Annotated in this window: 24 protein-coding genes; 14 read left to right on the top strand and 10 right to left on the bottom strand. The window is 69.2% G+C overall.

Annotated features, from left to right (window positions below; genetic code table 11):
• Positions 1 to 30 precede the first annotated feature (30 nt).
• A complete protein-coding gene (locus EV278_RS17175) occupies positions 31 to 1,821 on the bottom strand; it encodes a hypothetical protein (protein WP_132094174.1) in 1,791 nt (596 codons plus the stop codon).
• A gap of 490 nt (positions 1,822 to 2,311) precedes the next feature.
• Positions 2,312 to 3,619, bottom strand: coding sequence for an acyl-CoA dehydrogenase family protein (locus tag EV278_RS17170; protein WP_132094171.1), 1,308 nt, complete (start codon positions 3,617 to 3,619; stop codon positions 2,312 to 2,314).
• An 85-nt stretch (positions 3,620 to 3,704) separates the two neighbouring features.
• On the opposite strand from EV278_RS17170, the gene EV278_RS17165 reads away from it, so the two are divergent.
• Entirely contained in the window at positions 3,705 to 4,466 is a 762-nt protein-coding gene (locus tag EV278_RS17165; RefSeq protein WP_132094168.1) for a hypothetical protein, read from the top strand.
• 19 nt (positions 4,467 to 4,485) lie between these two features.
• Here the strand turns inward: EV278_RS17165 and EV278_RS17160 are convergent, their stop codons facing one another.
• Positions 4,486 to 5,475: a transporter gene (locus EV278_RS17160; protein WP_243692237.1), complete on the bottom strand. Its 990-nt coding sequence runs from the start codon at positions 5,473 to 5,475 to the stop codon at positions 4,486 to 4,488.
• Between the two features lie 233 nt (positions 5,476 to 5,708).
• On the opposite strand from EV278_RS17160, the gene EV278_RS17155 reads away from it, so the two are divergent.
• The 4 genes from EV278_RS17155 to EV278_RS17140 all read left to right on the top strand — a co-directional run bounded on the left by EV278_RS17155 (position 5,709) and on the right by EV278_RS17140 (position 10,814).
• Positions 5,709 to 6,299: a GNAT family protein gene (locus EV278_RS17155; protein WP_132094162.1), complete on the top strand. Its 591-nt coding sequence runs from the start codon at positions 5,709 to 5,711 to the stop codon at positions 6,297 to 6,299.
• A 202-nt stretch (positions 6,300 to 6,501) separates the two neighbouring features.
• Entirely contained in the window at positions 6,502 to 7,824 is a 1,323-nt protein-coding gene (locus EV278_RS17150) for a hypothetical protein (protein WP_243692236.1), read from the top strand.
• 115 nt (positions 7,825 to 7,939) lie between these two features.
• Complete coding sequence (locus tag EV278_RS17145; RefSeq protein WP_243692235.1) at positions 7,940 to 9,160, top strand: hypothetical protein; 1,221 nt, start codon at positions 7,940 to 7,942, stop codon at positions 9,158 to 9,160.
• 130 nt (positions 9,161 to 9,290) lie between these two features.
• Entirely contained in the window at positions 9,291 to 10,814 is a 1,524-nt protein-coding gene (locus tag EV278_RS17140; RefSeq protein WP_207905508.1) for an adenosine deaminase, read from the top strand.
• On the opposite strand, the gene EV278_RS17135 is transcribed toward EV278_RS17140, so the two are convergent.
• The 3 genes from EV278_RS17135 to EV278_RS17125 form a co-directional block, all read right to left on the bottom strand.
• Entirely contained in the window at positions 10,811 to 11,671 is an 861-nt protein-coding gene (locus EV278_RS17135; protein WP_132094150.1) for an NmrA family NAD(P)-binding protein, read from the bottom strand. The two genes, EV278_RS17140 and EV278_RS17135, sit on opposite strands and share 4 nt — an antisense overlap.
• A gap of 5 nt (positions 11,672 to 11,676) precedes the next feature.
• Positions 11,677 to 12,105, bottom strand: coding sequence for a VOC family protein (locus EV278_RS17130; RefSeq protein ID WP_132094147.1), 429 nt, complete (start codon positions 12,103 to 12,105; stop codon positions 11,677 to 11,679).
• 133 nt (positions 12,106 to 12,238) lie between these two features.
• Positions 12,239 to 12,886: a glutathione S-transferase gene (locus tag EV278_RS17125; protein ID WP_132094144.1), complete on the bottom strand. Its 648-nt coding sequence runs from the start codon at positions 12,884 to 12,886 to the stop codon at positions 12,239 to 12,241.
• Positions 12,887 to 12,999: 113 nt separating this feature from the next.
• Here EV278_RS17125 and EV278_RS17120 point away from each other — a divergent pair, with 113 nt between their 5' ends.
• Positions 13,000 to 13,560 carry a TetR/AcrR family transcriptional regulator gene (locus EV278_RS17120; RefSeq protein ID WP_132094141.1) on the top strand — a complete coding sequence of 187 codons (561 nt, stop codon included), beginning with the start codon at positions 13,000 to 13,002 and terminating at the stop codon, positions 13,558 to 13,560.
• 15 nt (positions 13,561 to 13,575) lie between these two features.
• Here the strand turns inward: EV278_RS17120 and EV278_RS17115 are convergent, their stop codons facing one another.
• A complete protein-coding gene (locus EV278_RS17115) occupies positions 13,576 to 14,445 on the bottom strand; it encodes a LysR family transcriptional regulator (RefSeq protein ID WP_132094138.1) in 870 nt (289 codons plus the stop codon).
• Between the two features lie 94 nt (positions 14,446 to 14,539).
• Between EV278_RS17115 and bla the strand changes: the two genes are divergently transcribed.
• The 3 genes from bla to EV278_RS17100 all read left to right on the top strand — a co-directional run bounded on the left by bla (position 14,540) and on the right by EV278_RS17100 (position 18,781).
• Entirely contained in the window at positions 14,540 to 15,439 is a 900-nt protein-coding gene (bla, locus tag EV278_RS17110) for a class A beta-lactamase (RefSeq protein WP_165916683.1), read from the top strand.
• Positions 15,440 to 15,544: 105 nt separating this feature from the next.
• Positions 15,545 to 18,055, top strand: coding sequence for an MASE1 domain-containing protein (locus EV278_RS17105; protein ID WP_132094132.1), 2,511 nt, complete (start codon positions 15,545 to 15,547; stop codon positions 18,053 to 18,055).
• An 84-nt stretch (positions 18,056 to 18,139) separates the two neighbouring features.
• Positions 18,140 to 18,781 carry a glutathione S-transferase family protein gene (locus EV278_RS17100; RefSeq protein WP_132094129.1) on the top strand — a complete coding sequence of 214 codons (642 nt, stop codon included), beginning with the start codon at positions 18,140 to 18,142 and terminating at the stop codon, positions 18,779 to 18,781.
• A 127-nt stretch (positions 18,782 to 18,908) separates the two neighbouring features.
• On the opposite strand, the gene EV278_RS17095 is transcribed toward EV278_RS17100, so the two are convergent.
• Together EV278_RS17095 and prmC are read right to left on the bottom strand one after the other, a co-directional pair.
• Positions 18,909 to 19,976, bottom strand: a complete 1,068-nt coding sequence (locus EV278_RS17095; protein WP_132094126.1) for a DUF4167 domain-containing protein — start codon at positions 19,974 to 19,976, stop codon at positions 18,909 to 18,911.
• Between the two features lie 284 nt (positions 19,977 to 20,260).
• Entirely contained in the window at positions 20,261 to 21,109 is an 849-nt protein-coding gene (gene prmC / locus EV278_RS17090) for a peptide chain release factor N(5)-glutamine methyltransferase (protein ID WP_132094123.1), read from the bottom strand.
• An 86-nt stretch (positions 21,110 to 21,195) separates the two neighbouring features.
• On the opposite strand from prmC, the gene EV278_RS17085 reads away from it, so the two are divergent.
• From EV278_RS17085 to EV278_RS17075, 3 genes are all read left to right on the top strand, one after another.
• Positions 21,196 to 21,474 (top strand): type II toxin-antitoxin system ParD family antitoxin, encoded by a 279-nt coding sequence (locus EV278_RS17085; RefSeq protein WP_132094120.1) that lies wholly within the window; start codon positions 21,196 to 21,198, stop codon positions 21,472 to 21,474.
• A 19-nt stretch (positions 21,475 to 21,493) separates the two neighbouring features.
• Complete coding sequence (locus EV278_RS17080; RefSeq protein WP_132094117.1) at positions 21,494 to 21,670, top strand: CopG family transcriptional regulator; 177 nt, start codon at positions 21,494 to 21,496, stop codon at positions 21,668 to 21,670.
• A gap of 82 nt (positions 21,671 to 21,752) precedes the next feature.
• Positions 21,753 to 22,004 carry a type II toxin-antitoxin system RelE/ParE family toxin gene (locus EV278_RS17075; protein WP_132094250.1) on the top strand — a complete coding sequence of 84 codons (252 nt, stop codon included), beginning with the start codon at positions 21,753 to 21,755 and terminating at the stop codon, positions 22,002 to 22,004.
• Between the two features lie 2 nt (positions 22,005 to 22,006).
• Here EV278_RS17075 and EV278_RS17070 read toward each other — a convergent pair whose 3' ends face one another.
• A complete protein-coding gene (locus EV278_RS17070; RefSeq protein WP_132094114.1) occupies positions 22,007 to 22,768 on the bottom strand; it encodes an MOSC N-terminal beta barrel domain-containing protein in 762 nt (253 codons plus the stop codon).
• A 100-nt stretch (positions 22,769 to 22,868) separates the two neighbouring features.
• Between EV278_RS17070 and EV278_RS17065 the strand changes: the two genes are divergently transcribed.
• Together EV278_RS17065 and EV278_RS17060 are read left to right on the top strand one after the other, a co-directional pair.
• The gene (locus tag EV278_RS17065) at positions 22,869 to 24,128 is read left to right on the top strand and encodes a YihY/virulence factor BrkB family protein (RefSeq protein ID WP_132094111.1); all 1,260 of its coding nucleotides are present in this window, start codon (positions 22,869 to 22,871) and stop codon (positions 24,126 to 24,128) included.
• Between the two features lie 38 nt (positions 24,129 to 24,166).
• Positions 24,167 to 24,691, top strand: coding sequence for a GNAT family N-acetyltransferase (locus tag EV278_RS17060; protein ID WP_132094108.1), 525 nt, complete (start codon positions 24,167 to 24,169; stop codon positions 24,689 to 24,691).
• Positions 24,692 to 24,793: the final 102 nt, after the last annotated feature.

Below are 24,793 nucleotides of genomic sequence, written 5' to 3'. Positions count from 1 at the left end.
GCGGACCTGAGCAATAGCCGACTTTACTGACTAGGCCGCGCCATTCGGCCCGATCTGCGTGTCATCGCCGACGTCAGCGCCGCCTAGTTCGAGGGTTTCGACTGCGTCGCCCTCCGCTGGCGGAAAGAGCACCGGGCCCCAGTCGATCGGAGCCAGGACCTCATGGCCAGCAACATCCTTCTCCAACTGCGTCAGCGCTTCGCAGCCTGGAAAGATTTCGACCGCCTCGGAGATCAGCGCGCGAGCCCTAACCTCGTCACCGACCACTCGCTGGGCCTCGGCCACAGCGAGGGTGATGGCCGCCTCGACCAGACGACCCAGCTTCACGCGGGCCTTCCCCTTCGCGGCCATATGTCGCGTGCGGATGCTTTCCAACACCGCAAGGTCCCACGGTGGCACCTGACCGACCAGCAAGTGGACTGCCAGATTTTCGGCGCACGGCGCGGTCAGGTCCTTATCATAGGTGTCGAGGACGCCCCGCCAGTCATCGCGGTGATGCGCCTGCGGTGTGGCGAAATGCCAAAGAACATAGACCAGCAGATAATGGCGGCGCTCCGCGCCCTTGGTGATGGAGAAGCGCGCCTCCAACTCGCCGAGGATAGGGCCAAGGTTCATGACCTGATGGCCGGGCGTCCTCAGTGCTCGGTTGACTAGCTGGTCGAGAAAAGCTTCCAAGTGGCCCTGGGCTGAAACCGTCTTCAAGGCGTCCGGCGAACCAAGCCAATGAGTTGGGGCCATGCGAGCGCGGATGATATTGGGCAGATGAGCTCGATAGTCGTAGGCTTCGTCGGCAACAGGTTGGCCGCGATCGATTACTTGGTTGATCACATGCCGCGCTAGCCGGGCTAGGCCCGCCATAGTCAGGGCGGGTCCGCTCTCCAGTTCTAGCGTCTCACTGCCCCGTCCCAAGAACCACAACTCCCTTGGAGCCTGGGTCAGGGTGTGGACGTAGCGGGAGCGGAACTCATAGGCCCGGCGCACCGCGATCGGCAGGTCCCAAGAGGCCGGCGGATGGCTTTTGCCGACGGCCTCTTGGCGGAAGAATGCCGGCCCGACGTGGTTCTGCACGAAGTCCCGAAATCGGCGACTGACCGCGACATGTTCGTTGTCGAGAATCGCGGCACGCACGGCGCCTATCGTTGCAAGCGATGCGTCCGCGAGCGCCCTGTCGATCGCCGTTCGCTTGGCCTCGTCGTAGTCGGACCAGCCAGCCTTGGTGCCATCGAAGGTCTGAGCCAGAGACTCTATCGACATGACAATTAGCGCGTAGGCTAGGTCGAGGTCTTCCAAGACCCGATGGGTGGCCAGAACGTACTGACGCATGGCCCGCACGACCGCCTCGTAGGTCTTTCGATCGAGCGCTAGCAGTTTAGCAAAAAAGGCACCGACAACGTCATGATCATCCTGCCGGCCCCAAATTTCCTTGTCGAAGACACGCGGGATCAGACTGTCCGGCCGCTCATGCACCAGACGCATGGCTGGGGAAGGACCAATCAGCCGTAAGGTGAGATCCTGGTCGGGCGTGCAGGTAATGTTCAGTGCAAAGGATAGTGCCACCGCTAGATCGCCGGTCAATTCGGCACCGCCGGTCGAGATCATCGCCTCCATGCCACCGTCCGGAGTAACGGCCTCAAGCTTTTCTGTTAGTTCGTAGGTAAAGGTTGTCAGCCTAGCGCCATGGGTCGATGGCAGGATGCGGCCGATCGGCAGCTCAAAAGGCTCGTCCTTGGCCGCCTGATAGTTGGTGTAGAGCACCCCACGATGCAGGGTTTCGTAGAGCTCGACCGGTCGAAAGAACTTTCCCGTAATGACCTGCAGCACGAGCGGCTCCCCCGTTAAGCTCTAATCGAGAGCAATGTCCGTTATTGGCGCTCACCCAAAGCAGGCGGCCCCAAGCCCCCATCCGCCCCGCCGGATGCGGCTACGCCTTAAACCCTTGGTGGATGGGAGCTCTGGGGACTGACCGAGTCAAGGACCGCCTCCGGCGGCCGCGACGCGGCGGCGCGGCGCGCCGTCCTTGACTCGGTCAGTCCCCAGAGCAGGCTGGCATCCAAGGTTTCAAGGCGCGGTCTCGCCGCTGCGGGCGGGGTGCGGAAGGGGCTGGGCCTGCGCCTTTATTCCAGCGGCCCAGCGGCCTTTGAGATCGACACGCCGCGAGGCCCCCTCCGGCCCTTCGGGCCACCTCCCCCAGAGGGGGAGGAGCTATCGGGGCGCGGCTGCTCCCCCTCTGGGGGAGCTGTCGGCGAAGCCGACTGAGGGGGTCTTCCCCCAGCTCAGGTTCAAGGGCCGCGGGTATTGGCCGCGAACACCCCTACCGGATCCCCGCCACTTCCCGGGCCCGTTCGCGCTCGGCCTTCTGCTGGTAGGCGAGGTCGCCGTACTTGCCGTATTCCATCCGGGCGATGGTGCGCTGGTGCACCTCGTCCGGGCCGTCGGCCAGGCGCAGGGTGCGGATGCCGGCATAGGCCTTGGCCAGGCCGAAGTCGCTGGTGACGCCGCCGCCGCCGTGGGCCTGGATGGCGTCGTCGATGATCTTCAGGGCCAGGCGCGGGGCCGCCACCTTGATCATGGCGATCTCCAGCCGGGCCGACTTGTTGCCGGCCTTGTCCATCATGTCGGCGGCCTTCAGGCACAGCAGGCGGCACATCTCGATGTTGATGCGGGCGTCGGCGACGCGCTCCTCCCAGACCGAGTGGTCGGAGATGTACTTGCCGAACGCCTTTCGACTCATCAGCCGCTTGACCATCTTCTCCAGCGCCACCTCGGCCGTGCCGATGGTGCGCATGCAGTGGTGGATGCGGCCGGGGCCCAGGCGCCCCTGGGCGATCTCGAAGCCGCGGCCCTCGCCCAGCAGCAGGGCGTCCTCGACCGGCACGCGCACGTCCTTGAGGATCACCTCGGCGTGGCCGTGCGGGGCGTCGTCATAGCCGAACACCGGCAGCATGCGGACGACCTCGATGCCGGGGCTGTCCATCGGCACCAGCACCTGGCTCTGCTGCTGGTGGCGGCTGGCGTTGTCCGGGTCGGTCTTGCCCATGACGATGGCGACCTTGCAGCGCGGGTCGCCCACGCCCGACGACCACCACTTGCGGCCGTTGATCACATAGTGGTCGCCGTCGCGCTCGATGCGGGTCTCGATGTTGGTGGCGTCCGAGCTGGCCACCGCCGGCTCGGTCATCAGGAAGGCGCTGCGGATCTCGCCGTTCATCAGCGGGCGCAGCCAGCGCTCCTTCTGGGCCAGCGTGCCGTAGCGCATCAGCACTTCCATGTTGCCGGTGTCGGGGGCCGAGCAGTTGAAGACCTCGGACGCGAAGCCGACCTTGCCCAGCTGCTCGGCGATCAGGCTGTATTCGAGGTTGGTCAGCTGGACACCCTCGAACTGGAACGTGTCGTCGACGTGCTGCTGGCCGCTGTGGGGCGGCATGAAGAAGTTCCACAGGCCGGCGGCCCTGGCCTTGGCCTTCAACTCTTCGACGACCTGGACCACCTTCCAGCGCTCGGCGCCGAGCACGTTCATCTCGGCCTCGTAGACCGGGATGGCCGGGACGACGTGCTCTTCCATGAACGCGGTCACCCGGTCGAGGAATTGCCGCTGCGTGGGGGAGATGTCGAAGTCCATGGCGTTCCCGATCCCGGTTCTGAACTGTCAAACACTTGTTTGAAAGCGTTTTAGCATCGAACGGGCGAGGACGGCAAGCGGGGTGATGAAGCGGGATATCGAGCTGAAGGCGACACTGATTGCCTTTGAGCGCCCTGCGTGGACACAGTCGGGGAGGCGCTTGGATTGGAAAATCGAAATGATCATGAAGGACGCAATCTGCCTAGGCTGCGATGTCGTTCGTCAGATTGATGTCAGCATGTCAGTGGCGGGGTGTGATTGTGGTGGAAAGGTCTTGTTGCTCTTAAACGAGGATGCGTTCCGGATTGGTCGCCTTGCTCATAGGTTGGGTAGCGGTTACTACGCTCATTCTGCCATCTTAGACATAGTGTCAAAAATGGATCACAGCCATCCAATAGATTACACTAAATCAAGAGATGTCATCCGAAAAGATGGAACAAGGCAAACATTCTTATTTGATTATTATCTTCGAGAATCATTTAGAAATGTTCAAATAAAGGGTGATCTCGATCGCGTATGGTTGGCTGGGGCGCTTATTGCGCTTGGAGATGCTTTGGAGAAAAGCAAATACTTCGATCGCGCTCCGCACCTTGAGCTGGTTAGGCATCTCCGCAACGGAGTATCGCATGGTAACAAATTTCGAATAGATAATCCGGAAAAGTTAAAAACATACCCAGCGAACAATTTTTCAGCTCCAGTTAAATCTCCCACGGCAAATAGATTTGAGGTGACCCCATCAATTAACGGCCATAATGTAATGTTTGATTTTATGGAACCGGCAGATTTCCTGGATTTATTCGCGGCGGTCGAGATTCATATGTTTTCCATTGCTATAGGGGTGGCTTGAGACCTAGTTGTCTGCGCTCCTACAGCACGTAGTTCACCGCGATCACCGGCGTCACCGAGGCGGTGACGTTGCGGCCGGCCGGGATGATGCGGGCGCCCACGATCACGCCGACGGCGGGGCTGAAATTGTACTCGATCGCCGGCGCCAGGATCAGGGCCTGGCTGACCGGCGCGCGCCGTTCGTAGGCCGCGCCGGCGCCGTCAACGCCCGACACCGTGGTCGCCGCGTCGCGCTGGTAGGCCAGGTCGAGCGCCGCCACCCATCGCCGGGTCATGCTGTACTCGAAGGCCAGGTCGACGTTGAACGAGTCGCCCGGCCTGGCGCGGCCCGTGAAGCCGGCGGGCGTGCCGTAGACGCTCGCGCCCTCGACCTCGGCGTGGCCCGAGACGGTGTAGGCGACGTTCAGGCGGGTGCGCAGGATCCGGCCGTTCGGCGTCCAGAAATAGGTCTGGGAATTGAGGCCCACCGTGGTGGCGTAGGCGCCGCTGCCGAAGCCGTCGTTGGGACGGGTGTCGAGCCGGTCGTGGCGGCCGGTGGGCAGGGTCTCCTGCAGCATCAGCGAGAGCGTCGGCGTACGGCCGCCTTCCTTCCACTGGGCCAGGCGGTACTGGCCCTGGACGGTCAGGTCGCCCAGTTGCACGCCCGAACTGGACCGGCCGCCGGCCCGGCGGTAGCCGAAGCGGGGGATCAGGCCCGCCGTAAAGGTGTCGGTGACGCCGTACAGCAGGTAGGTCTGCGAGCCGTAGTTGTCGGCGCTCGGCGCGGCGTGGCGCTTGCCCTGGCCGTCGATCGCGCCATAGGGCTTGGCGTCGTAGAGATAGGGCTCGATCAGGGCCCGGCCCTTGGGCAGGGTCGAGGCGCCGGTGGCCAGGATCGGCCCGGTCCACCAGGCGTCGTCCAGCGACTGCCGGACGGGCGCGGCGTCTTGGGCGAAGGCGGGCGCGGCCAGGGCGACTCCGGCCAATAGCGAGACCAGGGCCAGCCGGCCCCGTGGCGCGTTCGTGATCATGGCCTTGCTCCCCAGGCGTCGCGACCTTGAGCGGCCACGAGTCATCGTTAGGCGGTCGTGCGCGCGACCGCCGCCCGAAACTTGCGCCCCGAAACTCGCGCCTTGCCGTGTCAGGACGTGTCAGCAGCGCGCATCGTCGCCGCTCCGCCGAGCCGCTTCGGCCGAAAACCAGGGCCCTGAACCGGCCGCCCCGCGCTTGCACGCGACCGCCGGACCGGGGCATTCTGCGGTCCATGAACATCCAGATTCGCCCCCTCGAAGGCCGCTACGTGCGGCTGGAACCGATCACGCCGGAACTCCGCGCCGAGCTGAAGGGCGCGATCGACTGCGATCCCGAGAGCTGGGAGATCATGTCGACCAACGGCTGCGGCGAGGGCTTCGCCGACTGGTGGGGCGCGCTGAAGGGCGAGACCGAGCGCGGCGAGCGGATCGGCTTCGCCATCCGCCGGCTGAAGGACGGCAAGGTGGTCGGCACGTCCAGCTACCTGAACATCCGCAAGCTGCACCGGGGGCTGGAGGTCGGCTCGACCTTCCTGCATCCCGAAGCCCGCTCGGGCCCGGTCAATCCGGAGTCCAAGCTGCTGCTGCTCAAGCACGCCTTCGACTCCGGCGCGATCCGGGTGGAGTTCATGGTCGACGTCCGCAACGCCCGCAGCCAGGCGGCCGTCGAAAAGCTGGGCGCCGACAAGGACGGCGTGCTGCGCAACCACAAGATCACCTGGACCGGCCATGTGCGCGACACCGCCGTGTTCTCGATCACCGACGCCGACTGGCCCGGCGTGCGGCAGCGGCTCGATTTCCGGCTGCAGGAGACGTTCGCCTAGGGCCTGGACGCAGACCCTGGGATCCGTGGACACGGGACGGCGGCCTCGAAGCGCAGGAAAGCCGCCCCTGAACCACCGCCAATTGTCACAGTTTTGCGAAGAACGCCGATCTTTGAGGTAAAGATCGCGTTAGCCATGTCCTCGTAAAGATTTCGCCAAGCTTTCGTGCGTAGTTTCCGGCGTCATGACGGCTATTGCATGCTTGAGAATTCTGGTCGCCGGGACCCACAGTCCATTGGGCGAGGCGGGCCGGAGCCTGCCGGCCGCCCAGGTGCAAGCCGCCGCGGACCTGTATCTCAAGCATCGCTGGAAGGCCCCGCGCCGCTACGGCGCCGTCGCGCCCCTGGCCTTCGTCCTGGCCGACACCAAGGCCGAAAGCCTTGACCCTGTCGAGATGCAGACCCTGGCGGTCGAGCTGGAAGCCGGCCTATTCCCGGGCCGGCCTGATTCAGAAAAGGGGGCCGGCCAGGTCTGCCTGCTGACCTTCGAGGGCGACGAGACCGCCGTCCTGCAGTTCGCCAGCCTGTCCCAGGCGTCGCTGGCCAGCCTGATCGCCGGCCGCGGCTATGCCGGCCCGCCCGGCCACGTGCAGGTGATCACCGCCGCCGAAATCCGCGCCGTGCCCAGCGCGCCCAGCGAGGCCGTGGTCGACGAGGTGCTGCGCAACGCCCTGAGCCAGACCGCGCCCGCCGAGCCCGCGCCGGAACCCACCGCCCAGGCCAAGGCCCCGGCCGCCCGTCCGGCCGCCCCAACTGCCTCGGCTCGCCCGGCCGCCCCCCGGGCCGCGCCGGTCGCCGACAAGCCCAAGCCGCCGCCCCCGCCGGCCACCGGCTGGTGGGGCCTTTACCATCCGCCGTCCGAATCCTTCGTCGGCGCGGCGATCGGCCTGCGGTCCGACCTGTCCGCCCCGCGTCCCAGCGAGGACGCCGCCCTGCTGACCCGCGACCTGACCTGCCTGAACGACGCCCAGGCGGCCTTCGCCCACCCCGCCTTCCAGAAGGGGGCCGGCGACGCGGGCATGCTGTTCGTGCCGTTCAGCTTCTGGAACCTGACCAACCCGGCCTCGCAGGAGGCCTACAAGCGCCGGCTGTCGCGCTATCCGCTGGACATGCAGGCCCGGCTGGGCGCCACGGTGTACGACACGCCGCGCGAGCCCTCGCTGGGCCTGCTGGGCCAGATCCGGACGTTCCTGCAGCCGCACTTCGCCTTCATCGACCTGAACATCACCGAGCCGAACTTCCCGGTCGCCACCCTGCCCGGCGAGCTGGCCACCAGCATCACCCTGTCCCTGCCCGAAGGCGACCTGCGGGCCCGGGTCGAGGCGATCGGCCAGTTCGCGGCCGCCCAGGCCGCCTATCGCGCCAAGGGCGTTCGCCAGGGCGTGGCCGGCCTGCGCGATCCCCGGGAGCTGGAAGCCTGCCGCGCCGCCGGCCTGCGCTTCGTCTCCGGCCCGGCGATCAGCGACATGATGGCCAGCCCGATCGGCGCCGCCCCGGCCCCGGGCCTGCCGCTGAAAGTCGCCTGACGCCGGACGGCCCGCGACAGTGGGTCGCGGAAAATTTCTCGCGTTTGAGTCGATTCCGCTAACCTTCCACGCGTAGGGTGGCGGCATGACTGCAATCGCATGTTTGAAGGTCTTCGTGGGCGACGAACTGCGGTTCGCCGACAACGACACCATGGCCGGCCTCGTCGGCAAGGTGGCGGGCGCCTATCTGGAGACGACCTGGCTGTGGCCACGCCGTTACGGTCTGGTCGCGCCGTTCTCGTTCGTCCTGGCCGATCCGCGCGCCACGTCGCTGGACGCCCGCGAGCTGCAGGCCCTGTCGCGCGACCTCCAGTTCAAGCTGTTCGGCGACAAGGGCGACGGCGACATCGCCCTCTTGATGTTCGAGGGCGACCAGACCGACGTCATGCGCTTCGCCGGCATCAACGGCGCCCAGCTGAAGGCCTTGCTGGACGGCGAGGGCGAAAGTCCGTTCGCCGGACGCGTCTGCCGGATCACCCCGACCGAGGTGACTTCGGTGGTTCCGAAGGGCGGACCGGTCTGCGGCGCGCCGACCATGGAGGAACTGGCGGCCCTGGCCGCCGCGGACGACGCCGAGGCCGCTGGTCCCCCGGCCCGCGTCGGCTATCGCGGCGTCTATCACGGCCCCCGCCAGACCTTCATCGGCAGCGTCGCGGTCTGGCGCCAGGCCCAGGTGGCCTCCGCCTTCGGCCTGACGCCGCCGCATGTCGAGGTCAACCGCCCCGAGGAGGACATCCTGATCCTCGGCGGAGCCGCCGCGGCCCTGGCCGCCGTGCCGGTGGGAGTGCTGTTCTTCCCGATCAGCTTCTCGACCCTGGTCAAGCCGCGGGCCCGGGCCGAACTGCTGCCGCACCTGGAAGCCTTGCCACGCGGCTCGCGGCTGCGCCTGGCGGTCGGCGTCTATGACACGCCGCGCGCCCCGTCGTTCTCGGCCCTGTCGCAGATCAAGCGCTTCCTGGAGCCGTTCTTCGGCCGGGTCGACCTGCGGGTCACCGACCCGGCCTTCCAGATCGACGAGCTGCCGCCTGGCCTGGCCAACAGCGTCACCCTGGCCCTGCCGCCGGGCGACGAGCCCACCCGGCTGGCGGCGGTCAGCCGCTTCGTGCGCGAAGGACCGGCCTATCGCCGCAAGCAGGTCTGGCAGGGCGTGGCCGACGTGCGCACCCGCCGCGAGCTGAATCACTGCATCGAGCTGGGCCTGCCGTTCATGACCGGCGAGGCGGTGACCGACCTGATGGAGCAGCCGGTCGGCGCCAGCCCGCTGCCCTGGCTGAACCTGCCGCTGCACGACTGGTCGGTGACCCCCGAGGCCGGTTCCGTGTCCTCCGTCGCCTGACCGGCGCCGCCACCCCGCGCGCGGACCGTACAAGGAGCATCCCCGACATCGCGGCGCCCTTTTGGGGGCTGGATTTGGCGGGCGACGCAACGCACCTTGAGCCAGCGGCAAGCGTGGGTGGGGCGAGACGATGAACGGCGTGAAAAGACTGGCGGGCGCGGCCCTGGGCGTCCTGCTGCTGGCCGGGACGGCGCAGGCCGCCTCGCCGGCCCGGTCCCTGTCGCCCGAGGTCCGCACTGCCGCCCGCTTCGACGCCGTCGCCAAGAACCGCGCCCAGCTGCGGCTGTTCCTGCGGGCCATGCCCAAGGGCGGCGACCTGCACAATCACCTGTCCGGCGCGGCCTATGCCGAGGACTTCCTGGCGTGGGCCGACGCCGACGGCCTGTGCGTGACCACCAGCCCGCTGCCGGCCATCGTCGCCGGCCCCTGCGACGCGCCGGGCAAGGCGCCGGCAAGGGACCTGGGCAAGACCGATCCGACACTGTACGGCCGGGCGGTCAACTCGCTGTCGATGCGCAACTATCACCCCGGCGCGGACGGGGCCCTGCCGTCCGGCCACGACCAGTTCTTCTCGACCTTCGGCCGGTTCGGCCTCGCCGGGGACGGCAATCTGCCGGCGATGCTGGCGGTGGTCCGCGACTACGCGGCCGGCGACAACGTCTCCTATGTCGAGACCTCGGTGAACCCGTCGGCGATGTCCGACCTGGTCGCGCCGGTGCGGAACACGCCCTGGGACGGCGACATGGCCAAGGCGCTGGCCGCCCTGGAGCCTGGCCTGCCGGCCATGACCGCCAAGGCCCGCCAGGAGTTCGACGCGGCCGAGGCCGAGGCCGACCGCCGCCAGGGCTGCCTGGCCCAGAAGCCGCGCACCGGCCCCTGCGCCGTGGCGCTGGGCTACCAGGCCTTCGCCTTGCGCGTCCAGCCGCCGTCGGTGGTGTTCGCCCAGCTGGCGGCCGCCTTCGCCCTGGCCCAGGCCGACCCCCGCTTCGTCGGCGTCAACATCGTCGCCCCCGAGGACGATCCGGTCGCCCTGGCCGACTACGCCCTGCACATGCGGATGCTGCAGTTCCTGCACGCCCGCTATCCAGACGTGAAGCTGTCGCCGCACGCCGGTGAGCTGACCCTGGGCCTGGTCGCGCCGCGCGACCTGCGCTTTCACATCCGCCAGGCGGTCGAGGTGGCGGGGGCGCGCCGTATCGGCCACGGGGTCGACATCGCCTACGAGGACGACGCCCAGGCCCTGCTGGCCCGCATGGCTCGCGACAAGGTCGCCGTCGAGATCAACCTGACCAGCAACGACGTCATCCTGGGCGTCAAGGGCGCCGACCACCCGCTGGCCCTCTACCGCCAGGCCGGCGTGCCGTTCGTGCTGTCCACCGACGATGAGGGCGTCTCGCGCATCGACCTGACCAACGAGTACCTGCGGGCGGTGACCGAGCAGGGGCTGGGCTATGCCGACCTCAAGGCCGCCGCCCGCGCCAGCCTGGACTACAGCTTCCTGCCCGGCCCCAGCCTGTGGGCCGCGCCGCTGCGGCCGGTCGCCGCCTGCGCCCGGCCCGGCCCGGCCTGCGACGCCTTCCTGGCGAGCAGCCGCAAGGCCGCGGCCCAGTGGCGGCTGGAACGCGAGTTCGAAGCGTTCGAGAAGAACTTCTAGCCGCCGCTTCGCCTGACCAGCTCGGCGACATAGCGCTCCAGCGTCACGCTTCCGCGCCGCGGGGCCTCGGGCTCGAGCGGGCCGTCCGCGGTGGCCTGCGTCATGCGCGTGTAGGACTCGGCGGCGGCCTCGGAGAAGCCCAGGTCGCGATAGGCCTGTTCCCACTGGTCGCGGGGCGTCACCGAGACCTCCACCGGCCGTCCCAGCGCCCGGGCGAAGGCGGCGGCCACGTCGGCGGGGGAATAGCGCGCCGGGCCCTCCACGTAGCGGATTCCGTCCTGGCCGATCGGCTCGCGCAGGAAGTCGGCGGCGGCCCGGCCCAGATCGACCGGCGCGACCATCGGCAGCTTCAGATCGGCCGGCAGCATCGTCGGCAGCACGCCCTGCCGGGCCTGGTCCAACGCCGCGTCCCAGTTGCTCATGTAGTAGGCCGTCCGCTGCACGGTGGCCGGGATCGGCTGGACGGCCAGGGCCTGCTCGAAATCGTACAGCACGTTGAGGTCGCCGCACCGCTGGCCCGGCTGGGCGCCGTAGGTGGATTCGGCCACCACCTTCTCCAGGCCCGAGCCCTCCAGCGCCGCGACGATCCCGGCGACCGTGCGGTGCTCTTCGACCTCGGTGTCGGTCGACGGAGCGGCGGGCGGGTTCAGCAGGAAGGCGCGCCGACCGCGGCGCAGCACCGCCCGCAGGCCGTCGGGATCCAGGACGTCGGCCACGGCCGCCTGCGCCCCCCGCGCCCGCCAGGCCGCCGCCTTCTCGGCGCTGCGGACGACGACGGTGACCGGTTCGCCGGCCTCCAGCAGGGTCTCGGCCACGGCCGAGCCGACATGACCGGAGGCCCCCAGGACGACGAACATCGCGCCTAGCCCCCCGCCCCGTCGTCCCAGGTCAGCACCACGCTGGGGGCCGAGCGATCGGCGGGGCCGTGGAAGACCGCCTCGATGTTGTTGCCGTCGGGGTCGTAGGCGAAGGCGGCGTAGTAGCCGGGGTGGTAGTCGCGCGGACCCGGACCGCCGTTGTCGCGCCCGCCGTTGGCCAGGGCGGCGGCGTGGAAGCGCCGGACGGTCGCCTCGTCCGGGGCCTGGAAGGCCAGGTGCACGTGGCTGGCCGGCTCGCCGACATCGACCCACAGCTCGTCGGCGTAGAAATAGTCGCCGCCGCCGGGATGGCTGCCCTCGACGACGGGCACGCCGATCACCGCGAGCACGGCCTTGTAGAACCGTTTCATGGCCGGCAGGTCCTGGGTGCGCAGGTGGAGGTGGTCGATCAGGCGGCCGCGATGGAGTTGCATGGCTGGGGCTCCGGGGACGGGGTTGCGAGAACAACGTAACGCGGGCCGGCCCAGTTTCTGGCGGCAGCGCGCTCCCTCGGTCGGCTTCGCCGACAGCTCCCCCGGGAGGGGGAGCGGCCGGCCGCCTAACCCCTTACCCTGCCGGATGCTTGACGCTGGGTCGTTCGGCCACCTTCGCCCGCCACGCCACGAGCGCCGTGCACTCTTCAGGGATCGCGATCCGGGCGAAGTCGGCGAAGGCCAGGCCGCCCCAGACGGTGATGTCGGCCATCGAGAACGCCTCGCCGGCCACGTAGGGCTGGTCGCGCAGCACCTTGTCGAAATAGCGCATGCCGGCCACGGCCCGGTCGCGCGAACGCTCGCCCCAGGCCCGGCGGCCGTCCCAGTCGGGGCTCTTGTAGGGCTGCATCTTGGGGCCGAGGCCCGGCGTGGCGTGGTGGAAATAGATCCCCACCGCGTCGATCAGTTCGGACTCGGCCCGCTTCTGCATCATGTGGATCACCGCCTTTTCGCGCGGCGTCTTGCCCGTCAGCACCGGGTCTCCGTCGAGATTGTCCAGGTATTCAGTGATCGCCGTGCATTCGGAGATGTAGAGGCCGTCGTCCAGCTCAAGCACCGGAACCGTGCCGGTGGGGTTCTTTTCCAGGAAGGCCGGCTGCTTGTGCTCGGCGCCCGGCAGGTCGACCGGCACGAAGGTGACGTCGGCGCCGAGCCCCTTCTCGGCCAGGGCGATGCGGACGCGGGCGGGATTGGGCCCGATGGCGAAGTCGTGGATCTTCATGGCGGCTGGCTCCTTGGCGATTCTACCTATCAGTAGATAGGTGAAGTCGGTAAAGACCTTTCGCTTCGCGTCGTCAACAATTATCTACCAGTAGATAGGCAAGGGAATCGGCAGTGGCCCCCGAGACGAAGCTCGATACGCGACAGGCGATTCTCGACGCCGGACAGGCCGTGGTGCAGGCGCGCGGCTACAACGCCCTGAGCTTTCGCGAACTGGCCAAGACGGTCGGGATCAAGAGCGCCAGCATCCACTACCACTTCCCGACCAAGGGCGACCTGGGGGCGGCCCTGGCCAAGCGCTACACCGAGACGGCCGCCAAGGCCTTCGACCAGTTCCTGGCCGCCGCGCCTGACGCCGCCAGGCGAATGCGGCTCTATACCGACGTCTTCCGCGCCGCCCTGGTCAACGACAACCGCATGTGCCTGTGCGGCATCCTGGCCGCCGAGAAGGCCGACCTGCCCGGCGAGGTGATGGCCGAGGTCGACAAGTTCATCGCCCTGAACGTCGCCTGGCTGGTCCAGGTGCTGGATCTGGCCGGCCCCGACGCGGCCCAGAAGGCCCTGGCGGTGCTGTCGGCCGTCAGCGGCGCCCAGCTGATGGCGCGGGGCGGCGGCGACGTGGCGATCTACGACCGCACGATCGCCGCCTATCGGACGGCGGGGCTGTTTCCGTAAGGCGGCCGCGCACGGCTACTGGCCGACCTGCTCCGCCATCCAGTCCCGGAACGCCGCCAGGGCCGGGGTGACCGTCCGCGACTTCAGCCAGGTCAGCCAGTACATCCCCGCCCCCACCTCCAGGGCGAACGGCCGCACCAGCCGGCCCTGCTCCAGGTCGCGGGCGAACATCATCGACGGGGCCAGGGCCACGCCGGCGCCCTGCATCGCCGCCTCGACCATCACCCAGGAGCTGTCGAACACCGGCCCGCGGATCGGCGGCGGGACCAGGCCGGCGGCGGCGAACCAGTCGGGCCAGTCGTCGGCCCGATAGCTGCGCAGCAGGACCTCGGCGCCCAGCGCCTCGGGCGACTTCAGCCGTTCGGCCACCAGGGGCGCGCACAGCGGGGTCATGGGCGCGGCGAACAGCGGGACGGCCTGGGTTCCGTGCCAGGCCCCGTCGCCGAACCGCACGGCGCAGTCCAGGCCCTCGCCGGCGATGTCGATGCGGTTGTTGTTGGTGAACAGGCGCAGGTCGACGAACGGATGGGCCTCGCGGAAGGCCGGCAGGCGCGGCAGCAGCCAGCCGACGGCGAAGGTGCCGACCACCCCGACGCTGAGCACCTCCATCACCCGCCCGGCCGCGAACCGCTCAAGCACGTCGCCCATCCGGTCGAAGCTGTCGCGCACCGGCGGCAGCAGGGCCAGCCCCTCGTCGGTCAGGGCCAGGCCGCGCGGCAGGCGGCGGAACAGGCTGGTCCCCAGCCGCTGCTCCAGGCCCTTGACCTGATGGCTGACGGCCGCCTGGGTCACGCACAGCTCGATGGCCGCCCGCGTGAAGGAAAGATGCCGGGCCGAGGCCTCGAAGGCCCGCAGGGCGTTCAGCGGAAGCTGCGCGCGGCTCATCTCGACACCCAAACTTTTCTAGGGTTTCGACCCAAGTATCATCGTTTGATCCAGGGGTCATCCCTCGCCCATCCTGCTGGTCATGGAGAACCCGATGATCGATCGACGCCAAGTCCTAGCGGCTATTTCCGCCCTGCCCGCCCTTTCCCTAGCCGCCCCCGCCGCCTCGGCCGCGACCGCACGGCTGACCAGCGGCATTAGCCGTAATATCGCCGCCCTGGAGGCCCGCAGCGGCGGCCGGCTGGGCGTGGCCATTCTGGACACCGCCGACGGCGAGGTCTTCGCCCACCGCGGCGACGAGCGCTTTGCGATGTGCAGCACCTTCAAGGCCCTGGTCGCGGGCCTGGTGCTCAAGCGGGTCGACCAGGGTCAGGAGCGGCTGGATCGCCTCATCCGCTACGGCAGGGGCGTGCTGCTGGCCCATTCGCCGGCCACCGAGCGGCATGTCGAGGACGGCATGACGATCGGCGCGCTGTGCGAGGCGACGGTCACCCTCAGCGACAACGCCGCCGCCAATCTCCTGCTCCACACCTTCGGCGGCCCGCCGGCCCTGACCGCCTTCCTGCGCGGCCTCGGCGACAGCGTCACCCGTCTGGACGGCTACGAGCCGGGGCTCAACGTGGTGCGGCCCGGCGAGATCCACGACACCACCTCGCCCCGCGCCATGCTGGCCACCCTGCGCGCCCTGACCCTGGGCCCGGTCCTGTCGCCGGCCTCGCGTCAGCAGCTGGTCGCCTGGCTGGTCGCCAACCAGACCGGCGACAAGCGCCTGCGAGCCGGTCTTCCCGCGGGCTGGAAGGTCGGCGACAAGACCGGCAGCTGGGGCGACGGCAAGGTCGGGAACACCAACGACATCGCGGTGATCTGGCCGCCCGGTCGCCCGCCGCTGCTGGTCACCGCCTATCTGAGCCGCTCCACCCTCGACGACGACGGCCGCAACGCCGTGATCGCCGAGGTCGCCCGGCTGGCCGTCGCCGCAGGATTCGGCTCCTGAAGAATAGCGACGCTCCAAGCCACTGTTCTTTAAGGCCTTCGGCCTATGCATGCTTCAAGGGCGTCCTGACGCGAACCGAAGTCGGACGCCCGCGAAAGCAGGGTGATGACAGAGACGACCTCCCCCGCCTCGCCCCGGCCGATCTGGACCTGGACGGGCGGCGATATCCTGAAGAGCCTGCTGCTGGCCGTGGGCGCGGCGGTCGGCTACGCCCTGCTGGCCTATCTCTGCGTCGAATTTCCCAGCAACTATGGCCAGGTGGCGCCGATCTGGCTGTCCAACGGCTTCGGCGTCGCCTGCCTGCTGTCGTGCCGCAACCGCCACTGGCCGGCCGTGCTGCTGGGATGCCTGGCCGGCGGGCTGGCGGCCGGCGCCCATGTCCACGACCTGTTGACCGTCAATATCGTGCTGGTCACCTGCAACATCGTCCAGGTCTTCGTCTGCGCCTGGGGCGTGCGGCGCGTGGTCGGCGAGACGATCGACCTGGGCCGAGCCCGCGACATGATCGCCTTCGCCCTGATCTGCGGCGTGGCCGGCCCGCTCGCCACCAGCGTCCTGGCCGCCTCGCTCCACACGGCGATGCGCGGCGGCGCGCTGCTGGCCAATATCAGCGTGTGGTCGCTGGGCGACATTTTGGGCCTGATGACCATCACGCCCTGCCTGCTGGCCCTGGTCCGCATGCGCCACTATCTGCGCGAGCGGCCCCTGTCCGTCAGCGGCGCGGCCAGCCTGCTGCTGCTGCTGGCCGTGACAATCGGCGTCTTCGCCCAGGACCGGCCGCTGCTGTTCGTGATCCCGCCGGTCATGCTGCTGGTCGCCTGGCGGCTGGAGGTGCTGGGCGCCGCGCTCAGCGCCACCCTGGTGGCGGTGGTGGCGGTGATCTTCACCATGGCCGGCCACGGTCCGATCACGCTTCTGCCCGCCGGGTCGACGGACCAAGCGATCGTGCTGCAGCTGTTCCTGGCCGTGGCCATCTTCATCAGCCTGCCCGTGGCCTCGATCCAGCGCCACCGGCGCCAGATGCTGCAGAAGATGACCGAGGCCAACGCCGCGGTGTTCCGCAGCGAGGCGCGCTTCCGCCAGCTGGCCGAGGACGCCCAGGACATGATCGTCCACAGCAACCTGCGGGGCGTCATCCAGTACGTCTCGCCGGCCTGCGTCGCCATGCTGGGCTACGCGCCGGAGGAACTGGTCGGCCGCGAGGGCATGACCACCGTGCACGAGGACGACCGCGAGGCCGTCCGCGCCGTGGTCATCGAACACATCGCTCATATGGCCGCTCACCAGGACAACGGCCCCGCCCGGGTCGAATATCGCGCGACGCGCAAGGACGGGCGGGTGATCTGGCTGGAATCCCGCCCCAGCCTGCAGCGCGACCCGCTGACCGGGGCGGTCATCGGCATTACCGACATCGTCCGCGACGTCACCGAGCAGAAGGCCATGGAGCAGCAGCTGCGCGAGGCCCGCAACGCGGCCGAGGCGGCGGCGGCGGCGAAGGGCGAGTTCCTGGCCAATATGAGCCACGAACTGCGCACGCCCTTGACCTCGGTGCTGGGCTTCGCTCGCCTGGTCGACGACGAGCCGGACCTGTCGCCCGACGCCCGACGCTTCATCGGCCGGGTGCTGAGCGGCGGCAAGGCGCTGCTGGCCACCATCAACGACATCCTGGACTTCTCGAAACTGGAGGCCGGCCAGCTGGAACTGAAGCTGGAGCCCGTCGCCCCCGGGCCGCTGATCGAGGAGGCCCTGGGGCTGTTCTCGCTGGAGACCGAGGCCCGCGGCGTGAGCTTGCAGGCCGAGGGGCTGGACGACCTGCCCGCCGACCTGCTGATCGACGGCGGTCGCCTGCGCCAGGTGCTGCTGAACCTGATCGGCAACGCGGTGAAGTTCACCGAAGCCGGGTCGATCACCGTCACGGCCGCCTATGACGGCGCCGCCGAGCGGCTGAGCGTCTCGGTGCGCGACACCGGGCCCGGCATCGCGCCCAGGAACATCGACCTGCTGTTCCGCCGCTTCTCCCAGGTGGACGCCGGCCTGACCCGCCGGCACGGCGGCACGGGCCTAGGCCTGGCCATCTGCAAGGGCCTGGTCGAGGCGATGGGCGGCCAGATCGGCGTCGAGAGCGTTCCGGGCGATGGCGCGCGCTTCCGCTTCGACATCGTCGCGCCGTCGACGGCGCGGGCCAAGGACGCCCCCACGCAGGACGCCGCCGTCCCGGCGCTGCCGCCCGCCTGCCGCGTGCTGATCGTCGACGACAATCCGGCCAACCGCGAGCTGGTCAACGCCATCCTGACCGCGCTGGGAGCCGAGGTGTCCGAGGCCGTGGACGGCGAGGAGGGGGTGGCCGCCGCCGCGGCTCGCCCTTTCGACGCCATCCTGATGGACCTGCGGATGCCGCGGCTCGACGGCGCCCAGGCGGCCCTGCGCATCCGCGGCGGCGGCGGCCCCAACGCCGGCGCGCCGATCATCGCCTTCTCGGCCGACGCCCGCCCCGGCGGCCCTGGCGGGGTCTTCGACGGCTCGGTGTCCAAGCCGATGACCGCCGCCGGTCTGGTCGAGGCGCTCAACAGCGCCATGGCCAAGGGACCGGCCAGGACGTTCGCGGCCTCGGCCTGAATCGCCAGACAAAGAACGTTGGTTTCCAAGATTGCGCACGCAGCCGCGCACGCTAGGATCGCCCCTTCTCCAGGAGGGCCGACCATGAGCGACGAACTCGTCTTCTACACCAACCCGATGTCGCGCGGCCGCATCGCCCGCTGGATGCTGGAGGAGGTCGGAGCCCCCTATCGCACCGTCGTGCTCGACTACGCCTCGACGATGAAGGCCCCGGAGTACCTGGCCGTCAATCCGATGGGCAAGGTGCCGGCGATCACCCATCGCGGCGTGACCGTCACCGAGAGCGCGGCGATCTGCGCCTATCTGGCCGACGCCTTCCCCGAGGCCGGCCTGGCCCCGCCGGTCACCTCGCCCGCGCGCGGGACCTATTATCGCTGGCTGATGTTCGGCTGCGGACCGGTGGAGGCCGCGGTGACCAACAAGGCGCTGGGCGTGGAGGTGCCGCCCGAACGCCGCGCCACGGCCGGCTACGGCTGCCTGGACGACACCCTGAACGCTCTGGAGACGGCGGTGAGCGGCAAGCAGTACATCGTCGGCGACGCGTTCTCGGCCGCCGACGTCTATGTCGGCTCGCAGATCGGCTGGGGCATGATGTTCGGCTCGATCGAGAAGCGCCCGGCCTTCGAGGCCTATTGGGCGGGGATCAGCCAGCGTCCGGCGGCCAAGCGGGCCGCGGAGATCGACGACGCCCTGATCGCCAAGGCGCGGGAAACGGCGCAGGCCTAGGGCGGATCGACATTCGGCGCTTGGGGGTTGCCGGCCTGCGCTTCATCCCTTTCGGTCGTCATTCCCGCCCTTGTTGTTCGGTCCGGGATGACGCCATCAAAGGGTGGTCGCCGATCGGAAGGCGGCCTCAGGCCTCTCCCGACTCCGGCGCGGCGGCGCCTTCGAAGCTGCGCGGGGCGCGGCGGCGCTTGGGCTTGGCCGGGGCCTCGCCCTCGTCCGCGGCCGGAGCCGCCGGCGCCGCTTCGGCCGGCGCCTCGGCGCGGGTCGACTTGCGGCCCAGGAAGGCCGGGGCGTGGCTGACGTCGCCGTCCTGGCCGCGCAGCAGCGGCGAGGCCGGAGCCTCGCTGGTCAGCGGCGTGGCCTGCGGCTCGATCACCGCCATCGGATCGCGGTCGCGCGGCGCCCGTTCGCGGCGCGGACGCTCGCGGCGGCCTTCGCCCTGAGGCTGTTCGGCGCCCTCGGCGGCGGCCGGACGGTCTTCGCGGACGCGGTCCTCGCGCGGACGATCGTCACGGGGACGCTCGTCGCGGAAGCGGTCTTCCCGCGGGCGGTCGTCACGAGGGCGATCATCGCGCGGGCGGTCTTCCCGGGGCCGGTCGTCACGGGGCCTGTCATCGCGGGAACGGTCGTCGCGCTGGCGGTCGTCGCGGTCGCGCCAGCGGTCGCGGCGGCCCTGGCCATCACGGTCACGGTCGCGGTTCTGGTTGTCGCGGGGACGGTCGTCGCGCTGGCGGTCGTCGCGGGGACGGTTCTCGAACCGGTCGCGGCGCGGCTCGCCGCCCTGGCCCTCGCCGCCCTCGCCCTCGGCCGGAGCCTCGGCCTGGGCCGCTTCCGGCGCCTCGGGCTGCTCTTCGGGCTCGGCCTCGAAGTCGATCTCGTAGGCCGAATAGGCGTCCTTGCCGACGATGTCGCTGACCGGACGATTCGGCTGGATGGCGCGCAGGACGCGGAAATAGTGCTCGGCGTGCTGCAGGTAGTTCTCGGCCAGGACCCGGTCGCCGGACGACGTCGCGTCGCGGGCCAGCTGCTGGTACTTCTCGTAGACGCTCTGGGCCGCGCCGCGCACCTTCACGCCTTCGGGGCCGTTCGAATCGAAGGCCCGGTTGGCGTTGTGCTGCTGAGGCTTGCCGCCGTTACCCGCTCCGCCGCGATTGTTGCGGCCGCGCTGGCGCTTCATGCCCTTGAAATCTCTCATCTTCTCTTCTGAACCTGTCCGGCGGCGATCTGCGCGTCCGGTGTTTGGCCTCTGGAGCGGGGTGAACCCGGTTAGGTCCTGCCTTCGATGTTCTAGAGACGCTGGTTTCCGTAGAGCCTCCGCCCGGTTCGGGCGCGGCGATCAGCCTGGTCGGCCGTTCGCGCCTGCCGGGGGAGTCTTACGGTCATCAAGACGACCGCTGTTCCCGTCACCCGGCGTGTTGGAAGGAGACCTTATCCGTCTACCGCCTCACGCAAGGGTTTCCAAGGGATTTTTCAAGGTCGCTATTTCGTACCGGTCACAACGCGGTCGTGGACCGACAGATCCTTGATGGTCCGCACATTCTGGGCCCCGGCCTGCCGGAACAGCGCCTCGACCGCCTCGGACTGGTCGTAGCCGATCTCGACGGCGAACATCGCGCCGGGCTTGAGCACCCGCAGGATCTCGCCGGCCAGGACGCGATAGGCGTCCAGGCCGTCGGGACCGCCGTCCAGGGCCAGGCGCGGCTCATGGTCGCGGACCTCGGGCTCCAGGGTCTCGATCACGTCGGTGGCGATATAGGGCGGGTTGGAGACCACCAGGTCGAAACTGTCGTCGCCCAGGCCGTTGGTCCAGTCACCGCGCAGCAGGGCCGTCCGGCCGGCCAGGCCCAGGTTGGCGGCGTTCTCGCGGGCCACCGCCAGGGCTTCCTCCGAGACGTCGATCCCTAGCCCCTTGGCGGCCGGGCGCTCGGCCAGCACCGCCAGCAGGATCGTGCCCGAGCCGACGCCCAGGTCCAGCATGTTGAACGGCATCTGCTCGGGGAAGGCCTTCAGCACCTCGTCGACGATCACCTCGGTCTCGGGACGCGGGGTCAGGACGTGCTTGTTGACCTGCAGCAGGATCTTCCAGAACCCCTTGCGGCCGATGATGTGGCTGACCGGCTCGCGGCGCGCGCGGCGGTTCAGGAAATCGTCCAGCGTCGCCATCTGGGCCTCGGTCAGCACCCGATAGGGATCGGTGATGATGTCGGTGCGGGTGACGTCGGCGGCCACTTCCAGCAGCAGGCGGGCGTCGATGGCCGGCTGGTCGATCTGAACGTTCTTCAGACGATCCTTGGCGGCGTTCCAGGCTTTGACGAGGGTCAGGGTCATGGGCGGCGTCTTACTCCGCCTGGCGCGCCGAGGCGAGTTTGAAGTCGGTACCAGTTTTTGGTACCGTCGCGATCTGCGAGGATCCGATGAGCAAGAATACGTCGATCGCTCTGAGCGAGCACTTCCAGACCTTCATCGAGAACCAGGTCGCCGAAGGCCGCTACGGCTCGGCCAGCGAGGTCGTGCGGGCGGGCCTTCGGCTGCTGGAAGAGCGGGAAACGCGTTTGACGATCCTGCGCGCGGCCTTGATCGAGGGTGAGGAAAGCGGAGCGCCGCAGCTCTTCGACGTCGAAGCCTTCCTCGCCGACCAGCTACGTGGCGAAGGCATAAACGCCACGGCGTCACGTTCTCCTTTGCAAGAATAGTTCGCGATAGGCTGTCGCCATGAAGCCCGAACCCTCCAATGTCCGCGATATCGATGACGAGGCCGAGGCGGCCGCCGACGCCCAAGGGCTCGCCGACATCCAGGCGGGACGCGTCGTGTCAGGCGAGGCGGTCAAGCGCTGGCTTCGTTCGTGGGGAACGGCGGACAGACTGCCGACGCCACGCGTAGGCGATTGAAACGGCCTCCAAGGCAGGGCGTCGTGACACCATCATCGGCGCATGACCACCAAACCCAGAACTTACACGGTAACGGTCTCCGCTGGCGCTTCACCAGCTTGAGGAAGCCTGCATCTACATTCACGAACAAGGTGCGCCTCTGGCCGCTCAACGCATGGCGACTCGCTTCCACACGGCCATCGAGAGCCTCGAACACCATCCGAAACGGGGGCGGCCCGTCTCGCGCGGATTATACGAGCTCTTGGTGGTGAAGCCCTATCTGATCCGCTACCGTATCGGCGCGGATTCCGTTGAAGTGATCCGCATACGCCACGCGGCGCAGCGGCCGGGATAGCCCTAGTCCACCGCCACCCCATCCCCCTCACGCACCGCCCCGCCCTCGTCGACCCGCAGGTAGACGCCGCAGAACATGTGGCCGTAGAGGTCGAACAGGGCCTTCACCAGCTCGATGTCGCGCTCGGCCGTGACCGGGTCGACGTGGGTGGCGGCGCAGCGGACGATCGGCTTGAGCACCTCGGCTCTTGCCTCCCCCAGCCGCATCGCCCGCCCCGTCCAGTCGTTCTCGACCCAGGCCGGCCAGCCCTCGACATAGAGGTTGGCGCGAAAGCGCAGGGGATCGACGGGGCGGCCCAGCCGGCCCTCCAGGTCGCGGACGCTGGCCAGGTTGACGACCGAGACATAGCCGCTGCGGCTGTCCATGAACCGGTAGTCGCCCGGCCCCTCGACCACGCGCAGCGGTCCCTGGACCGCGTCGCCCAGCAGGTCGGCCAGCCACGCCTCGAACCCGCGTCGGCCCTCGTCGCCGCGCAGGTCGCCGGCGAAATCGGCCTGTCCCTCGGCCCGGGCGGTGAAGATCCCGGTCGCCTGGTCATAGGCCGTGCGAGCCTTGGCGACCCGCGGGATCTTGGCCAGCACGGCGAACTTCATCTTCGAGATATGGGCCGGGGCGGCCGGATCGAAACCGCTCGGGCCGTCCTCGACCGCATAGAGGCGGTCGCAGGGGAAGCACTGGCCCGCGACCAGCTGCGCCCGGTCCAGGCGTTCCGGCGTGAAGCCCTTGACGGGATGGCGATAGAGGCTAGCGACGTGAGCTTGCATGGCGCGCAAGGTCGTCGACGACTCGGAGGTTGGCAAGGTGGAGCCTGATCGCGCGGAACGGAGCGGCGCCGGGCGTGTTCCTCCAGCGGAGGGCCAGACCATGACAGACATCGCGCCGCGGCGCCCGATCCGGTCGTGGATCGCCTCGCGGCCCTACCACCTGGCCCCCTGGATCGCCCTGCTGGCCCTGGTCCCCTTCGTCCTGCCCAAGCCCCGGTCCGGCCACGCGCCGCACGAGATCCCGCTGGACCATCCGCCCGGCCTGTCCGAGGACCGGGCCATGCCGCCGCACGAGTTCGACAAGGCCGAGCCGATGCGCGGCCGGGCGGCGCGGCATCCGCACCGCATTCCCGTGCTGGGCTGGCGCGACATCCTGTGGCGCACCTTCCGCGAGATCAGCGTCGACCGTCTGCCGGCGGTGGCGGGCGGCGTGACCTTCTACACCCTGCTGGCCATCTTCCCGGCCATCGGCGCCTTCGTGTCGCTGTACGGCCTGTTCGCCGACGTCGGGGCGGTCGAGAAGCAGCTGCAGGAGATGTCCAGCGTCTTCCCCGCCAGCGTCGTCAACATCATCGGCGAACAGATGCTGCGCCTGGCCAGCCAGGAGCAGGCCAAGCTGGGCGTGGCCTTCGTGCTCAGCCTGCTGCTGTCGATCTGGTCGGCCAACGCCAGCATGAAGGCGCTCTTCGACGGGCTGAACATCGCCTATGACGAGGACGAGAAGCGCAACTTCCTCACCAAGACCGCCTGGACCTACGCCTTCACCTTCTGCGCCCTGCTGTACGCCGTGGTGCTGGCCAGCGTGCTGATCGCCGCGCCGGTGGTGTTCGAGCGGATCGGGCTGAGCGCGGCGGCGCCGATCTGGATCCCGCTGCGCTGGCTGATCGTGCTGGCGGTGACGGCCTTCGCCTTCGCCATGCTGTACCGTTTCGCCCCCTGCCGGGCCCGCCCCCGCTGGCGCTGGGTGATCTGGGGCGCGGTGTTCGGGGCGGCGGCCTGGCTGGGCGGATCGCTGGTGTTCTCGGTCTATGTCAATCGCGTCGCCCATTACGACGCCACCTACGGCCCGCTGGGGGCGGTGATCGCCTTCATGGTCTGGATGTGGTTCTCGATCATGACCGTGCTGGTCGGGGCCGAGCTGAACGCCGAGATCGAGCACCAGACCGCCATCGACTCCACCACCGGCCCCGAAAAGCCGATGGGCGAGCGCGGCGCGGCCATGGCCGACACGGTGGGCCTGGCCTTCCACCCCTGGGAGTTCATCCAGCGCGAAGCGGGCGCGGTCAAGCGGGTGTCCGGCCGCTACTGGGGGCGCGCCACCGGCTGGCGCAAGGCCAAGGGCCCCGCCCCGCCCAACTGAGCCTTGGCGAAGGGCGGCGTGCGCCCTAAGTGTGCGGCATGATCTTCGCCCCCGCCGTCGAGCCCGAGTTCACCGCCATCGTGGCCCTGGTCAATTCCGCCTATCGCGGCGAAGGCGCCCAGGCCGGGTGGACCACCGAGGCCGGCTATATCGACGGCCAGCGCATCGACCTGGACAGCCTCCGCCAGGACCTGGCCGAAGCGCCGAACGCCGTCCTGCTGACCCTGCGCGACAAGGCCGGCGGCCCGCTGCTGGGCTGCGTCTGGGTCGAGCCGGACGCCGAGGCGCCCGACGCCTGGTACCTGGGCATGCTGACCATCCGCCCCGACCAGCAGGACCGCCAGCTGGGCCGGGCGCTGCTGGCCCACGGCGAGGCCTACGCCAGGGACCGGGGCGCCCGGCGCGTGCGCCTGACCGTTGTCCATCTGCGCGACACCCTGATCGCCTGGTACCAGCGCCGGGGCTACGCCCTGACCGGCGAGCGGAAGCCGTTCCCCGTCGGCGAGCGGTTCGGCAGGCCGCAGCGGGCGCTGGAGTTCGTGGTGCTGGAGAAGGAGTTGTAGGGGGACTGCGGGGAGAGGCGAGTTCACTCAGCGGCTTTCCGCGTGAGGACGAAAGATCGCGCCGGTAAACACCTGCCCCCTATCTGACGGCTTCGCCGTCTG

It is taken from the genome of Caulobacter sp. BK020, from assembly GCF_004342605.1.
In the GTDB taxonomy this organism is placed as follows: domain Bacteria; phylum Pseudomonadota; class Alphaproteobacteria; order Caulobacterales; family Caulobacteraceae; genus Caulobacter.
This window is presented reverse-complemented; position numbering and strand designations above follow the sequence as displayed.

Excerpts from the sequence above, each read along its gene's own strand:
- EV278_RS17170 (WP_132094171.1), bottom strand. The coding sequence starts at position 3,619 with ATGGACTTCGACATCTCCCCCACGCAGCGGCAATTCCTCGACCGGGTG.
- EV278_RS17165 (WP_132094168.1), top strand. The coding sequence starts at position 3,705 with ATGAAGCGGGATATCGAGCTGAAGGCGACACTGATTGCCTTTGAGCGC.
- EV278_RS17160 (WP_243692237.1), bottom strand. The coding sequence starts at position 5,475 with ATGATCACGAACGCGCCACGGGGCCGGCTGGCCCTGGTCTCGCTATTG.
- EV278_RS17155 (WP_132094162.1), top strand. The coding sequence starts at position 5,709 with ATGAACATCCAGATTCGCCCCCTCGAAGGCCGCTACGTGCGGCTGGAA.
- EV278_RS17140 (WP_207905508.1), top strand. The coding sequence starts at position 9,291 with ATGAACGGCGTGAAAAGACTGGCGGGCGCGGCCCTGGGCGTCCTGCTG.
- EV278_RS17135 (WP_132094150.1), bottom strand. The coding sequence starts at position 11,671 with ATGTTCGTCGTCCTGGGGGCCTCCGGTCATGTCGGCTCGGCCGTGGCC.
- EV278_RS17130 (WP_132094147.1), bottom strand. The coding sequence starts at position 12,105 with ATGCAACTCCATCGCGGCCGCCTGATCGACCACCTCCACCTGCGCACC.
- EV278_RS17125 (WP_132094144.1), bottom strand. The coding sequence starts at position 12,886 with ATGAAGATCCACGACTTCGCCATCGGGCCCAATCCCGCCCGCGTCCGC.
- EV278_RS17115 (WP_132094138.1), bottom strand. The coding sequence starts at position 14,445 with ATGAGCCGCGCGCAGCTTCCGCTGAACGCCCTGCGGGCCTTCGAGGCC.
- bla (WP_165916683.1), top strand. The coding sequence starts at position 14,540 with ATGATCGATCGACGCCAAGTCCTAGCGGCTATTTCCGCCCTGCCCGCC.
- EV278_RS17105 (WP_132094132.1), top strand. The coding sequence starts at position 15,545 with ATGACAGAGACGACCTCCCCCGCCTCGCCCCGGCCGATCTGGACCTGG.
- EV278_RS17100 (WP_132094129.1), top strand. The coding sequence starts at position 18,140 with ATGAGCGACGAACTCGTCTTCTACACCAACCCGATGTCGCGCGGCCGC.
- EV278_RS17095 (WP_132094126.1), bottom strand. The coding sequence starts at position 19,976 with ATGAGAGATTTCAAGGGCATGAAGCGCCAGCGCGGCCGCAACAATCGC.
- prmC (WP_132094123.1), bottom strand. The coding sequence starts at position 21,109 with ATGACCCTGACCCTCGTCAAAGCCTGGAACGCCGCCAAGGATCGTCTG.
- EV278_RS17085 (WP_132094120.1), top strand. The coding sequence starts at position 21,196 with ATGAGCAAGAATACGTCGATCGCTCTGAGCGAGCACTTCCAGACCTTC.
- EV278_RS17080 (WP_132094117.1), top strand. The coding sequence starts at position 21,494 with ATGAAGCCCGAACCCTCCAATGTCCGCGATATCGATGACGAGGCCGAG.
- EV278_RS17070 (WP_132094114.1), bottom strand. The coding sequence starts at position 22,768 with ATGCAAGCTCACGTCGCTAGCCTCTATCGCCATCCCGTCAAGGGCTTC.
- EV278_RS17065 (WP_132094111.1), top strand. The coding sequence starts at position 22,869 with ATGACAGACATCGCGCCGCGGCGCCCGATCCGGTCGTGGATCGCCTCG.
- EV278_RS17060 (WP_132094108.1), top strand. The coding sequence starts at position 24,167 with ATGATCTTCGCCCCCGCCGTCGAGCCCGAGTTCACCGCCATCGTGGCC.